General features: G+C 40.2%; 13 protein-coding genes. 3 read left to right on the forward strand and 10 right to left on the reverse strand.

From position 1 onward, the window contains the following. Positions 1-157: 157 nt before the first annotated feature. Positions 158-670, forward strand: coding sequence for a ferritin (locus tag AC27EF_RS08565; RefSeq protein WP_487110315.1), 513 nt, complete (start codon positions 158-160; stop codon positions 668-670). 150 nt (positions 671-820) lie between these two features. Here AC27EF_RS08565 and AC27EF_RS08570 read toward each other — a convergent pair whose 3' ends face one another. The 6 genes from AC27EF_RS08570 to hrcA all read right to left on the reverse strand — a co-directional run bounded on the left by AC27EF_RS08570 (position 821) and on the right by hrcA (position 6,735). Beyond that, the gene (locus AC27EF_RS08570; RefSeq protein WP_487110317.1) at positions 821-1,255 is read right to left on the reverse strand and encodes a VanZ family protein; all 435 of its coding nucleotides are present in this window, start codon (positions 1,253-1,255) and stop codon (positions 821-823) included. Between the two features lie 169 nt (positions 1,256-1,424). After that, positions 1,425-1,703, reverse strand: a complete 279-nt coding sequence (locus tag AC27EF_RS08575; RefSeq protein WP_487110319.1) for a hypothetical protein — start codon at positions 1,701-1,703, stop codon at positions 1,425-1,427. Positions 1,704-1,973: 270 nt separating this feature from the next. Next, a complete protein-coding gene (gene dnaJ / locus AC27EF_RS08580) occupies positions 1,974-3,125 on the reverse strand; it encodes a molecular chaperone DnaJ (RefSeq protein ID WP_487110321.1) in 1,152 nt (383 codons plus the stop codon). Between the two features lie 22 nt (positions 3,126-3,147). Then, the gene (dnaK, locus tag AC27EF_RS08585) at positions 3,148-5,007 is read right to left on the reverse strand and encodes a molecular chaperone DnaK (RefSeq protein ID WP_487110323.1); all 1,860 of its coding nucleotides are present in this window, start codon (positions 5,005-5,007) and stop codon (positions 3,148-3,150) included. Positions 5,008-5,114: 107 nt separating this feature from the next. Continuing rightward, the gene (gene grpE / locus AC27EF_RS08590; protein WP_487110325.1) at positions 5,115-5,687 is read right to left on the reverse strand and encodes a nucleotide exchange factor GrpE; all 573 of its coding nucleotides are present in this window, start codon (positions 5,685-5,687) and stop codon (positions 5,115-5,117) included. 16 nt (positions 5,688-5,703) lie between these two features. Next, positions 5,704-6,735 carry a heat-inducible transcriptional repressor HrcA gene (gene hrcA / locus AC27EF_RS08595; RefSeq protein WP_487110327.1) on the reverse strand — a complete coding sequence of 344 codons (1,032 nt, stop codon included), beginning with the start codon at positions 6,733-6,735 and terminating at the stop codon, positions 5,704-5,706. 162 nt (positions 6,736-6,897) lie between these two features. Between hrcA and AC27EF_RS08600 the strand changes: the two genes are divergently transcribed. Then, on the forward strand, positions 6,898-7,194 hold the full coding sequence (locus AC27EF_RS08600; protein WP_487110329.1) for a hypothetical protein: 297 nt from the start codon (positions 6,898-6,900) through the stop codon (positions 7,192-7,194). A 61-nt stretch (positions 7,195-7,255) separates the two neighbouring features. Here AC27EF_RS08600 and AC27EF_RS08605 read toward each other — a convergent pair whose 3' ends face one another. From AC27EF_RS08605 to AC27EF_RS08615, 3 genes are read right to left on the reverse strand one after another with little or no spacing between them, the layout of a single operon-like run. Then, complete coding sequence (locus tag AC27EF_RS08605) at positions 7,256-8,014, reverse strand: DeoR family transcriptional regulator (RefSeq protein WP_487110331.1); 759 nt, start codon at positions 8,012-8,014, stop codon at positions 7,256-7,258. 21 nt (positions 8,015-8,035) lie between these two features. Continuing rightward, on the reverse strand, positions 8,036-8,716 hold the full coding sequence (locus AC27EF_RS08610) for a fructose-6-phosphate aldolase (RefSeq protein ID WP_487110333.1): 681 nt from the start codon (positions 8,714-8,716) through the stop codon (positions 8,036-8,038). Between the two features lie 22 nt (positions 8,717-8,738). Then, complete coding sequence (locus AC27EF_RS08615) at positions 8,739-11,150, reverse strand: glycyl radical protein (RefSeq protein ID WP_487110334.1); 2,412 nt, start codon at positions 11,148-11,150, stop codon at positions 8,739-8,741. A 179-nt stretch (positions 11,151-11,329) separates the two neighbouring features. On the opposite strand from AC27EF_RS08615, the gene AC27EF_RS08620 reads away from it, so the two are divergent. Next, entirely contained in the window at positions 11,330-12,229 is a 900-nt protein-coding gene (locus AC27EF_RS08620; RefSeq protein ID WP_487110336.1) for a glycyl-radical enzyme activating protein, read from the forward strand. 156 nt (positions 12,230-12,385) lie between these two features. Here AC27EF_RS08620 and AC27EF_RS08625 read toward each other — a convergent pair whose 3' ends face one another. Continuing rightward, positions 12,386-13,435, reverse strand: coding sequence for a hypothetical protein (locus AC27EF_RS08625; protein WP_487110338.1), 1,050 nt, complete (start codon positions 13,433-13,435; stop codon positions 12,386-12,388). Positions 13,436-13,615 lie beyond the last annotated feature (180 nt).

Below are 13,615 nucleotides of genomic sequence, written 5' to 3' on the forward strand. Positions count from 1 at the left end.
GGTTCAACAGGAGTGAGAAGAACTATTACCTGATTGACACTAGGACAATTATATCATGGGCTTTGCTAAGCCTATTGAACAATATTTATTTAGTAACTTATTAACCAAGATACATGGATTTATGTATCTAAAAGATATTATACGAGGAGTTTTGTTCATGTTAAATGAAAAAGTTGCTGAATTATTAAACGTTCAAGTAAACAAAGAATTTTACTCTGCCTACCTTTATCTGCATTTTTCTAATTTTTATGTAGAACAGGGATTGGATGGTTTTTCAAACTGGTACCGTATTCAGGCACAGGAAGAAAGAGACCACGCTATGCTGTTTGTAGAGTATATGCAGAATAATGACGTTCCTGTAACTTATGAAGCCATTGCAAAGCCAAACGCTGCCCTCAGTGACAATATGGACCCATTAAAAGCGGGGTATGCCCATGAAAAATATGTGACCAGCTTAATTCATGAGCTTTATGACGCCGCTTACAACGTAAAGGATTTTCGTACCATGCAATTTCTGGATTGGTTTGTCAAAGAACAGGGAGAAGAAGAAACCAATGCCAGTGATCTCATTAAAAAAATGGAATTGTTTGGCTCCGATCCCAAAAGTCTTTATCTCCTAGACCAGGAAATGGCAGGACGCACATATACGGCTCCATCTCTTACGTTATAATACAGAAAGCAAAGAAGCGCTCGCGCAGTCATTAAAAAATGACCGCGCGAGCGCCTCTTTTGTCTACCGATTTGCCAAAAGCAACACCGCCAATAAGCCCGCCATTGCAGCACTTGCAAGAGCTGCACAAAAAAGAATCACTTTTTGTGTTCACTCTTCTTTCTTTTGACATATGCAATGAATCAACGCATACGCCGCCAGCCCCAGAATTCCTCCGAACGTATTCTCAATTAAATCCGTAATATCTGCTCTGCCAATGGCAAAACCATATTGTATCGCCTCATAAAGAAAGCTAACCATGAAAAAAGCAAAGATTTTACCTCTTAGGTTCCATTTTCTCCACAAAACGCCTGCATAAATACCAAAAGGACAAAAAATGAGAACATTTTGTATCATTTCTGTCACATCCAGTTTTCCGTTCACAATCAACGCCCCGCCAAATGGTATCAGATTTAATGTCCGGTTTCCAATTGTCAGCTCCCGAAAGGAAAATTCCATTTTAAATACAATGATCCATGTCATTGACACAAGATAAAAAAGAAATAAACCCATTAAAATTTTCTTTTCCATATTTTGTCTTTTCATACTCCCACCTGCCTGTATTTTTCTTTCTTGTCTTGTTTCAATGATAACAAAGAAAAGGAACATTTCTAAAAATTTTTTCTTACATTTTTCTTAACAAACCGGACAGGTTCTGCTGTTTTCTCAAATTGCACAAAACCGGAAAGATCTTATGTCCTTCCGGTTTTTAATTTTAAGCTCCTAATCTGCTTTTTTTTATATTCTGGTCATAATGCTTCTCATACATCTCTTTCATCAAAACGATGATTTTGTGAAGCGGTTCCGATTTTCTGTGATTTACTTCATTTCGTATCATTTCTTTGACAACAGCTTCTTTTGCTGCCTTCATAGAATCATATCCTCCAATCTCTTCCAGAACCTCTTTCTGCTCTGTACGATCAAACGTTCTTCTCTTCAAGATGTACATTCCTTTGAATTTTTCGATATAATAATTATGTTTGATTCTAACCATGCTGCATTCTCCTTTCTTTCTCTGCTGATTCGATTGGATTACTGGCATTATATACCATTCTTCCTCTCAATTTGTTGCAAAATCATTACCTTTTCCTAAAATATTCCTTAATTTTTTACCAATTAAATAAAAACAAATATGAAAAGATTTATTTATTAACGTATTCTGTATACATTAAACCATGTGGATATTATATAGTATTCCCAAAGAAAGGATATTGATACAAATAAGGCCAGTATTTTGTCTTCCAATACTGACCTTGTTCTCTGACTATTTTTTTCGTTTTCCAAAAAAGCCCTTATGTTCATGTTCCTCTTTTTTCGGAACTTCTCCCATTGCTTCCTGAAATCTTTGAAGCGCGGCCCTCTGCTCTCCGCTTAAATGTTCCGGTACCTGTATCACCAGCGTTACAAAATGATCTCCGCGAACATTTTTATTTCGCACCAAAGGAACTCCTTTTCCCTTTAAACGGACTCTCGTATCTGTCTGTGTTCCCGGCTTAACCGTGTACTCGTACGGTCCATCCACCGTCGGAATCTGAATTTTCGCTCCAAGCGCTGCCTGAGTGAAAGAAATCGCCTCTGTAGAATAGATATTAGTATCTTGACGCTGGAATTTCGGATGCCGCTCAACCAGAACCTCAACCAAAAGATCTCCTCTTGGTCCTCCATTGATTCCCGGCTCACCTTTTCCACGAATTCTGATGCTCTGCCCATTATCAATTCCCGCCGGTACCGTAACCTCAATCGTCTTGCGGCTGCTCACATAGCCAGTACCATGACACTCCGGACATTTATCCCGGATGACTTTTCCGCTGCCATGACATTCCGGACAGGTTTGAACATTTTGAACCGTTCCAAACATAGATTGCTGTGTATAAACAATCTGACCACGGCCACCGCATTTCGGACAAGTCTCCGGGCTCGTGCCAGGTTTTGCTCCAGTTCCGTGACAGGTCGTACACTCATCTTTTAATGTGATTTCTATCTTCTTTGATGTACCAAATACAGCCTCTTCAAATGTAACATGGATTCTGGCACGCACATGCGCTCCCTGCGCCGGACGATTCGCTTGTGCCCGGCTACTTCCTCTGCCGCCGCCAAACATACCGCCGAAAATATCGCCAAAGATATCGCCCATATCACCGCCGAAATCAAAACCGCCAAATCCGCCGCCCTGGAATCCGCCACCCTGCTCAAAGGCAGCATGACCAAACTGGTCATACTGCGCTTTTTTTTCAGAGTCGCTTAAGACTTCATAAGCTTCTGAAGCTTCTTTAAATTTTGCTTCTGCTTCTTTGTTCCCCGGATTGGTATCCGGATGATATTTTTTGGCAAGTTTTCGGTAGGCTCTTTTAATTTCTGCATCTGAGGCACTGCGATCTACCCCCAATACCTCATAGTAATCTCTTTTCTCTGCCATTTTAGTCTACCTTTTCTAAAAATTAAACCTCTTTGTAATCTCCATCTACCACATTATCATCTGCTCCGCCTGCACTCTGTCCCGGATCAGCTGCTCCGCCTTCTGGCGCTGCCTGACCTGCTGCCGCTTCATACATCTTAGCAAATAAGTTCTGTGCACTTGTCATCAGTTTTTCTTTCTTTGCCTTCATGTCTTCGACCTGAGCATCGGTCATATCCTGATCCTTCGTCTGCTCTACAAGATCTTTTAAATCTTTTAAGTCAGCTTCCACAGCCGCTTTTTCAGAAGCATCTACCTTATCTCCTGCCTCTTCCAATGCCTTTTCTGTCTGGAATACCATAGAATCTGCTTCATTTCTCGCATCAATGGCTTCTTTGCGTTTCTTATCCTGAGCTTCAAATTCTGCTGCTTCTTTTACTGCTTTATCAATATCTTCATCAGACATATTAGATCCGGCTGTGATTGTGATATGCTGCTCTTTTCCGGTTCCAAGATCCTTTGCAGATACATTTACAATACCATTGGCATCAATATCAAAGGTAACTTCAATCTGAGGAACACCACGTCTTGCAGGAGCGATACCATCCAGTCTGAATCTTCCAAGAGATTTATTGTCTTTTGCAAACTGTCTCTCACCCTGTACAACGTTGATATCTACAGCACTCTGATTGTCCTCTGCTGTTGAGAAGATCTGACTTTTCTTTGTTGGGATCGTCGTATTTCTCTCAATTAATCTTGTTGCAACTCCACCCATTGTCTCAATGGATAAAGACAGCGGAGTGACATCCAGAAGAAGAATATCGCCTGCGCCGGCATCTCCTGCTAATTTACCTCCCTGAATGGAAGCTCCGATTGCTACACACTCATCCGGATTAATTCCTTTAAACGGCTCTTTTCCAGTTAACTGCTGAACTTTATCCTGTACCGCAGGAATACGTGTGGAACCACCAACCAATAAAACTTTGCTTAATTCAGAAGCTGACATTCCGGCGTCATTTAAAGCGGAATTTACCGGACCTGCGGTTCTCTCCACAAGACTTGCTGTTAATTCATCAAATTTAGCTCTTGTCAGATTCATGTCAAAATGCTTTGGTCCCTCTGCTGTTGCTGTAATAAACGGAAGATTGATATTTGTTGTTGTGGCAGAAGATAATTCTTTCTTCGCCTTCTCAGCAGCCTCTTTCAATCTCTGCATTGCCATTTTATCTGCGGATAAATCAACACCTTCCTGTTTCTTAAACTCATCTAACATATACTGTGTAATGACATTATCAAAGTCATCTCCGCCTAATTTGTTATCTCCTGCAGTGGATAATACTTCAATGACACCGTCTCCGATTTCAATGATAGATACATCAAAAGTACCTCCACCTAAATCGTAAACCATGATTTTCTGTTCGTTCTCATTGTCAAGACCATAAGATAACGCAGCAGCTGTCGGCTCGTTGATGATACGTTTTACATCAAGCCCGGCAATTTTACCGGCATCTTTGGTTGCCTGACGCTGTGCATCATTAAAATATGCAGGAACTGTAATAACTGCCTCTGTTACTTTTTCTCCTAAGTAGTTCTCTGCGTCAGATTTTAACTTCTGAAGTACCATTGCAGAAATTTCCTGCGGAGAATATGCTTTGCCATCAATGGTTACTTTATAATCTGTTCCCATATGTCTTTTAATGGAAGCAATGGTTTTGTCCGCATTGGTAACTGCCTGACGTTTTGCAGGTTCACCAATGGCACGCTCTCCTGTCTTTGTAAACGCTACGACAGACGGTGTCGTTCTCATTCCTTCTGCATTTGTAATAACGGTAGGTTTTCCGCCTTCCATAACAGCCACGCAGCTGTTTGTTGTTCCCAAATCAATTCCAATAATTTTACCCATGATTTATTCCTCCTAAGATATATTCTTTCATTATATCATTGATCTTATTCCTGATCTTCCACAGAACCTTTTCTGGCTTTTCGCCGGAACTTCTTCTGTTTTCGATCTTAGTTTGCAACTTTTACCATGCTGTGGCGCAATACGTTTTCTTTATACATATAGCCCTTCTGCATCTCTTCTACAACTACATTCTCGCCATATTCTTCATCTTCCACATGCATAACTGCATTGTGAAGATTGGCATCAAATTCTTTGCCTTCCGCGTCCATGGCGGATACACCCAAATCTTCAAAGACAGACATCAGCTGTTTATAGATCTGCTGAATTCCTTGCACAAACGCCGAATCCTTATCTTCCTCGGCAACCGCATCCAGCCCTCGCTCAAAATTATCGATCACGGGAAGAAGCTTTTCCAGCACTCCCATTGCTCCCAGATCATAACGCTGAACGGCTTCTTTGGCTGTACGCTTCCTTGCATTCTCAAATTCTGCCATCAGTCTTTGATATTTGTCTTTCCATTCGGCAATCTGCGCTTCCAATTCTGCATTCGTTTCTGATTCTGAACAATCCTCTTTGGCTTCCTCTTCGGATAAATCTCCTTTAGACTCCTGTTCTTCTATATTCTCAGCAACTTCTTCTGCGTTTTTTACCTCTTCTTTGATATTTTCTTCTTTTTTCATCCCTTCACTTCCTTTCTCAAGTACTTTCCTTAAAGATATCATCCAACTCTTCGGTAAGATTCTTTAAAGTTTTTACAACCTTTTTATAATCCATTCTCTTCGGACCGATAATTCCCACCGTTCCGGTTCCACCTTCTGCCAATTCATAGGTTGCTGTAACAATGCTGCAATCCTTCATGTTTTGTACCGGGGATTCTTCCCCAATATAAACTTGAATTCCATGATGGTTATGATCTTGATCCAGTGTAGAATCCACCAGCTTTGCCAGTGGTTTCTTCTCCACCAGCGCATTTAAAAGCTCCGTTGCACGGTCCGGATCTCCCAGTTCCGGATAACGGAGAATGTTCGCCGCTCCTCCGGTATAGATCTCCATCCGGTCTGCTTCGTGAATGGTCTTCGCAACTTCTTCCAGAATTAACTCCAATACGTCCTGGCGGATTCCCGCCTGTTCCCGCATCGTCTGTATCAATTCCAAATGAATATCCCGCAAAGACAATCCCTGCAAAAATGTATTCAACAATACATTCAGCTTTAAGATATCTTCATTTGACAAAGGCTCATCTACTGAAATCATCTTATTCTTTACAACATTGCCCTGTGTCACAATCACTGCCAAAAGATGTTCCGAATCAATCTGAGACAGCTGAACAAACTTTAAGGTTACGTTCTGATAATGAGGTGCGGATACTATTGTTGCATAATTCGTGCTGTTTGCCAGCACCGTAGCCACTTGCTTCAAAAGACCTTCCATCTTATCAACCTTCTGAATCAGAGCTTTTCTCTCCTCATTCTCACTTTCCCGTTCCATCATCAATTGATCCACATAGAAACGATAACCTGCATCGGAAGGAATTCTTCCTGCGGATGTATGAGGCTGCAAGATAAATCCCATATCCTCCAAATCTGCCATCTCATTGCGTATTGTCGCGGAACTTAATTTCAATTCCGGATGCTTGGAGATGGTCCTTGATCCCACCGGCTCACCGGTCTCAAGATAATTGGCAATAATCGCTTTCAATATTAACTTTTTACGATCATTTAATTCCATATCTTCGCCTCCTGTTATTAGCACTCAACTCCATCGAGTGCTAACATCTATGTTTAAAGTATCACTTTTGTTTTTTATTGTCAACCTTTTCTGAAGATTTTTTTGAATTTTTGTTCAATTTCTGTTCCTTTCCTCATAAACTCAAAGAAAGGAGGAAAAACTATGCACCAAAATACGAATCTTGAATTAGAACGAATCAAATTAAACAACAAATATCAGCAAATGAATTACAGAACTTCCTACACCGTCAACGAGGACGATTCCCCAACTTACTGGTCCTATTTAAAGCTGAGAATCGGATTTTCTGTTCTTCTTTTTTTCTTTATTGTAACATCTGTCAAGGCGTTTGATTCTTCCGAAACAAAAAAAGTACAAAGTATCATAAAGCAAATGGATCAGCAGGATCCCTATACCCAAAAAATTCTGCAGCAGATACAAACTTCTTTTACCAAAAAATAGAATTGGTCCGATACACAGATGTATTCCAACATTCGCGTATCGGACCAGAACTTAACCTATTTTATTCATCTACAATTTCTACCAAGATCCCCTGTTCTTCCAAAGAAGCCTTTGCCTCCTTGGGAATTTCATGATCGGTAAAAATCATATAGATTTCTTTGAAACGGGATTGTAAAACAACTCCATGTTCTTTAAATTTATCAGAATCCGTTAAAATCACTGCTTTTTTGGCGGATGCCATCATACTTTTCATCGCCTCCGCTCTTAACAGATCACCGCAGGTAAATCCAATTTCCGGGATATAGCCATCGGTTCCCATAAACAGTTTATCCACATAAAAAGCCTCCGCACAGGTTTTTACCATCGGTCCGACCATAACCTCGGCCTCCTTTTGATATTCGCCTCCCAGAAGAATAACTTTTGAAACTCCGCCTTCTGAATTGCGAATAAATCTGGCAATGAAAGCTGAGTTTGTAATGACCGTAATATCTTTTTTGGTTTCTGATAAATACTTCACCAAAAGTGCACAGCTGGATCCGGATTCCACCATGATCGTTTCCCCGTCTTCAACAATCTGCGCTGCCGCCTGTGCAATTTTCTGCTTTACCTCATAACGCACCGCCAGACGATTCCCGATATCCGACATATTCTTGACAGCTGCATATCCATGCTCTCTCACAAGCAGTTCCATATCATCCAGAGCATCCAGATCCTTCCGGATGGTTACCTGGGATACCCCAAGCATTTCAGACAAGGCAGCCACCTCCACCCGCTTTTTTCTTGTTACAATTTCAAGAATCTTCGTTTGTCTGTCTGTCATGTGCAAAACTCCTCTCAGATTCTACAGGTCACAAATTCCTTTTCCTTCTCCGTATACGCTGTACCAGTCCTGATTAAAATCTGTCACTGCTTTCTCAATATTAGGATTCGCAAATACCTGCTTTAAGATTGCATATGGCGCTGTAATTGCTTCTGCTCCATAAGTAAAGGCATTTTTCACCTGTTCTACACCCTTAAAAGACGCGGCAACAATCTTACAATCATATCCGTCGTTTTCGATTCGGTCTTGAAGATCACTGATTAATTCCATTGGATTACCGCCCAGATTTCCGATGCGGTTGACATACGGCGCGATATAGTCTGCTCCTGCTGCCAGCGCAAAATATGCCTGCATTAAATCATAAACTGCAGTGGCTGTAACATTGACGCCTTCTTCCTTCAAGATTTTGATTGCCTTCAGACCCTCATAAGATACCGGCACTTTAATAAAGACCTCATCGTCAATTTCTTTTAAAATTCTATGAGCTTCCTCAACGATTGACGCTGCATCCAGAGAAATCACCTGAACATGAAGACTTCTCTCTTTTCCAATGATTTTCCGTACACTGCGCATGTGTCCAAAAAAATCTTTCGGCGCTGTTTTCTTTACAATCGAAGGATTGCTTGTAACTCCTGCAATCGGCATATGATCTACACCGTCTTTAATCTCCTCAAGATCCACTGTATCTAAAATAAATTCCATGTTCTAACTCCTCCCTGGTCTTTTATAATGTTTGTTCTGTCCTTCCAATAATATCATCCTGCGTCGCTTTTGACAATACGTTAAAGAAAGCAGAATATCCTGCTACACGTACAATCAAATCTTTGTGCTTCTCCGGATGTTTCTGGGCATCAATTAAAGTATCTCTTGATACAACATTATACTGCACATGATATCCGTCCAGACGATTGAAAAAGGTACGGATCATCATCTCCAATTTCTGTTTATTCTCTTCTGTGGACAGCATCTGCGGCGTTACCTTCTGATTCAGCAGAACGCCCCCTGTAATTTCGTGAGTCGGCAGTTTTGATACCGATTTAAATACCGCAGTCGGACCACTTTTATCCATGGAATGAACTGGAGAACACCCTTCCGCCAAAGGTTCATGGGCTTTTCTTCCATCTGGAGTTGCCATGGTGCTCATTCCCTGACCTACGTTCGCAGAAATACTGGAAGTTCCTGCATATCGAATTCCGCCGATCGGACCTCTTCCGTAACGAGTATTCGGATATTTTTTCATCTCATCAATATACTGATCGTACACATCTACTACCAGCTGATCTACATAATCAATATCATTTCCGTATTTCGGAGCATCTTCAATCAGCATTTGCTGGATTTTCCGGTTTTCAGTACTTGTAAAATCATCCTCCAAAGCATCGCTCAGCTGCTGTGGTGTAATTTTTTCTTCCTCAAACACTAATTTCTTGATCGCTGCAAGACTGTCTGCCATATTGGCAATCCCTACCTGAAGTCCGGAAATAAAGTCGTACACCGCACCGCCTTCTTTCAGAGTTTTTCCTCTTCCTATACAATCCTGCGTCAATGCCGAGCACAAAATATCCGGGCATTCCCTCTCAATGGCAAGATCAATCGCATTTTCTACAATGACGCTCATACGTGTTAATTCTCTTGTTACATACTCTACTGCTTTTTGCAGCTCTTCATAAGATTTCATATCTTTAAAGTACCCGCAGCTTTTTACAAATCGCTTTCCGGAAGTCGGATCAATTCCATCATTCATGGCAATCAAAAGAATTCTAGGGAAATTCAGATAACTCATGCCGGTGCAGCGGTATCCCCATTTTCCCGGCACAGCTGTTTCCACACATCCAATGGCAGAATAATTGTATGCGTCTTCTTCGGAAACCCCTTTTTCGATAAACGAAGGAATGATCACTTCATCTGAATTAAAGGCAGGCATTCCGGTCCCAAGTTTCATAACCTCAATGGCTTCATCCATAAATTCTTTTGACAGTCCTTTGTGATAGCGAACCGTCAAATTCGGCTGCGGCAGCCTTGTCTGTGCAACTGATTTCAAAACTAAGAAAGACAGCTTATTGACTGCATCTTTTTTATCTGAGGTTTGCCCACCAATGGTAACATTTTGATACAGCGGACTTCCGGCGCTGCTTAAGGTATGTGCCTGACTGCGGACTTTGTTAATGGTCAGCGTCTTAATCCAAAGATTTGTCAGCAATTCTACCGCCTGGTCATCCGTTAAGGTTCCCTGCTGCACATCATGTTGATAATATGGATAAATGTACTGATCAAACCTTCCATAGGAAAGAGAATGTCCGTTGGACTCAATCTGTAAAATTAATTGAATAAACCATGTGGACTGCAGCGCTTCCTGAAATGTTTCTGCAGGTTCATACGGCACCTTATCACAGATTCTGGCAATCTCCAGCAATTCTGCTTTTCTATGTTGATCAGCATCCTGTGCCATGGTTTTGGCAAGTTCCGCATATCGACGTGCAAAATTTTTCACTGCGTCAATTACAATTAATACAGCCTGATAGAAACAATTCTTATCAAGATTTTCCGGAACACACAAATCCAATTCACTCTTTAATTTACGAGTTCTTTCCTCGTATCCTTTCAATCCGATTTTTAACATGGTCGGATAATCCACTGCAAGATGCGCATCTCCGGAATTTAATTTTCCTTCCATTCCAAAGAATCCGGTTTCCATAAAAACGTCCACTTCTTCGGGAAGCAGGGCTCCTCCCTTTGCTCTTAGATTATTATTCTCCCAAAACGGAGCAATGGAACGAATCGCTTCCTTGGTTTCCTCTGTAATATAGAAAACATCCCCATCACGTTTTTCAAACAAATCCAGCTCTTCTAACACAAATTTTAAAGTATATTCCGGAAAAATCGGAGCATCTTTATTGGAAGCCGCCTGATTTCCTACAATTAAAGTCTCATCTTCAATATAAATCGACATATGCTCCAATATATTTTGCAGCATCAAAGCACGCTTCATAACTGACGGCTGATTTTGATGCTTTTTATAGCTTTCTGTAGCGAGAAGTGCTCTCTCGGCACAGATAAAGGGCTTTTTATCTAAAACCGCTTCTCGAAACTTATTCATTCTCGGCGTCAAATCACCAAAATGTTCTGCATTTTTCATCTCATATACCTCCTTGAGAAAAACAGCACTTTCATTCGAAATATTTTCTACTTTTGTTTATAACTATATCTTATCATGTTTCGAAATATTGTCAATATTTTTTCATTTAAAACCTTTTTATTTACAATTTGAAATCCCTGTGATATGATGTTCGTAAGAAAGGAAAGGAGAACTTCACAATGTCAAAGAGAGGAATTATTTTTAATATACAAAAATTCAGCATTCACGATGGTCCGGGAATTCGTACCACGGTTTTTCTCAAAGGCTGTCCTTTAAAATGTAAATGGTGTGCAAATCCAGAATCTCAGCTGCGAGATATTCAGATTTTATATGACCGAAAAAAATGCACGCACTGCCAAACCTGTATTCATAGCTGCCCTCATAATGCTGTTTTTGCAACTGAAAATAGCATCCAAATCCAACAGAATCTCTGTAAAGGATGTCTGTCCTGCGTTCATGAGTGTCCTTCCAGAGCATTAAGCTTTGAAGGAGAATTTAAAACTGTAAAAGAGGTTACTGACATCTGTCTTCAGGATCTGGATTTTTATGAAGAATCCGGCGGAGGCGTAACAATCTCCGGCGGCGAAGGGATGACACAGCCGGAATTCGTTCAGGCTCTGCTTTCTGAATTAAAAAAACACCATATTCACACAGCCATAGAGACAACGGGATATATTAAGGAAGTAATTTTTCAAAAACTTGCTCCGATGTTCGACCTTCTGCTCTTTGATGTCAAACACCATGACAGTAAAAAACATTCCCAAGGAACCGGTGTTCCCAATCCTTTGATTCTCAAAAACCTTTCATGGGCAATTCAGCAAAAGATAGATGTTCTTCCAAGAATCCCCGTCATCCCAAATTTCAATGCATCTCTGGACGATGCCAGGGGACTTGCTCAATGTCTGGTGACAGTCGGTGCCAAAAGAGTTCAGCTTCTTCCTTTCCATCAATTTGGAGAAAACAAATATCATCTTCTTGGAAAAGCATATGCTTATGAACATGTCGAAGCACTTCATCCCGAAGATCTGAAAGAATACCAAAACATCTTTTCTCAGGCAGGACTGGATTGCTTTTTTTAAATATACGATGATACCGCAAAAGAGATGCACTTTTTGGATGCATCTCTTTTTCCGTGTATCATATTCAATGTATCATATTCAATTCCTAACCCTTTATGAAATGATTTTAACATATTTCAAGTCCAAAAACAACTATTCCTTTAGACATCTCTGTTTTTACTTATACTGAAGGGAATACTGTCCGTTCATCTTGGAACCTGATTTGCTTACTTTTACATAATAGGTTCCTTTTCCACTTTTCAGACGATAAGTCTTAGATTTGTTTCCTGATAAAGTATAGCTTCTCAGCGCTTTCTTTCTGCCTTTCTTATAAATTGTAAATTTTACTTTTCCAGAATTATTCTGCACTTTCATTTTTACATAGCGTTTGTATTTTGAGGTCTTTCGATAAACCCGGTACCAGCGAGAAGCTTTTTCTGTCGGTGTGTAGATATTTGTTTTTGTTGTCTTTAATTTTACTTTCTGCGCTTTGGATTTTCGAGTTCTATAGTTTGCAGATATTGCCTTAGTATCTCGATTCATTTGGTAAATCTGGTCTCTTCCAGCCTTTGACACTAGGCGATATTCTCCCGCTTTCAACCCCAAATAGAATGTTGTCTGCTCATGATCCATCGCTTTGGATTTCAATTTCTTTGTGACGGTTTTCCAACTTCCCTTTTCTTTTCGTTGTATATAAAATGTCACATCACTCTTGTTATAACAAACAGGAGCAATATAGAAGCTCTGTTTCCCTCTTTTTTTGACGTTAAATGTTTGATAAACATTTCTGTTTTGTCCTGATTGCGTATATAAAATCTGAGTGTTCAAAGGGGACACCGTATCTTTTTTCACAACTGCTTCCACAGCCAGCGAATCCTTTATCTGATCCGGAAGTTTTATATAAAACACATCCGTTTTTTTTACATCGGGAATAAAAGCATCTCCATCCTCTGTTCCTCTGATAACATTAGCCGGTTTTTTATCTTTGCTATAGATTGCAAATTCATACCCTATTTTCAGAATCCCCTCCGTCTGAGGTTCTATCGAAATCCATTTCCCCTGAGATTTTTTTGAAAATATATAGGTATCACTTACTGCTCCATTTCCTGTTAACAATGCAACATATTCCTTTGCCCGAATAATCTGCTCATCCGTATAACTTTTTGCAGATATATCCTTCGGTACAGGTAAAACTCCTGTCGTCAAAACAAACAGCAACAGCAACATCGTTATTTTTTTAATTTCATACCTCCACCCTCCTAGTTATACTTAATGGTTGAAGTCAGGTTGCAGCCCTTTGTATTACATGGATTTTTTATCAATCATAAGCATCCCATCCCCTCTTCTTATTTCATCATTATTTAATTTAATTTCTTTTCTTAATTGTAACATCGTTCAGAAATCAAT

The sequence above is a fragment of the Anaerostipes stercorihominis genome, assembly GCF_057535655.1.

Bases quoted from the DNA above. Each gene is read 5' to 3' on its own strand.
- AC27EF_RS08565 (WP_487110315.1), top strand. From the start codon at position 158: ATGTTAAATGAAAAAGTTGCTGAATTATTAAACGTTCAAGTAAACAAA.
- AC27EF_RS08570 (WP_487110317.1), bottom strand. From the start codon at position 1,255: ATGAAAAGACAAAATATGGAAAAGAAAATTTTAATGGGTTTATTTCTT.
- AC27EF_RS08575 (WP_487110319.1), bottom strand. From the start codon at position 1,703: ATGGTTAGAATCAAACATAATTATTATATCGAAAAATTCAAAGGAATG.
- dnaJ (WP_487110321.1), bottom strand. From the start codon at position 3,125: ATGGCAGAGAAAAGAGATTACTATGAGGTATTGGGGGTAGATCGCAGT.
- dnaK (WP_487110323.1), bottom strand. From the start codon at position 5,007: ATGGGTAAAATTATTGGAATTGATTTGGGAACAACAAACAGCTGCGTG.
- grpE (WP_487110325.1), bottom strand. From the start codon at position 5,687: ATGAAAAAAGAAGAAAATATCAAAGAAGAGGTAAAAAACGCAGAAGAA.
- hrcA (WP_487110327.1), bottom strand. From the start codon at position 6,735: ATGGAATTAAATGATCGTAAAAAGTTAATATTGAAAGCGATTATTGCC.
- AC27EF_RS08600 (WP_487110329.1), top strand. From the start codon at position 6,898: ATGCACCAAAATACGAATCTTGAATTAGAACGAATCAAATTAAACAAC.
- AC27EF_RS08605 (WP_487110331.1), bottom strand. From the start codon at position 8,014: ATGACAGACAGACAAACGAAGATTCTTGAAATTGTAACAAGAAAAAAG.
- AC27EF_RS08610 (WP_487110333.1), bottom strand. From the start codon at position 8,716: ATGGAATTTATTTTAGATACAGTGGATCTTGAGGAGATTAAAGACGGT.
- AC27EF_RS08615 (WP_487110334.1), bottom strand. From the start codon at position 11,150: ATGAAAAATGCAGAACATTTTGGTGATTTGACGCCGAGAATGAATAAG.
- AC27EF_RS08620 (WP_487110336.1), top strand. From the start codon at position 11,330: ATGTCAAAGAGAGGAATTATTTTTAATATACAAAAATTCAGCATTCAC.
- AC27EF_RS08625 (WP_487110338.1), bottom strand. From the start codon at position 13,435: ATGTTGCTGTTGCTGTTTGTTTTGACGACAGGAGTTTTACCTGTACCG.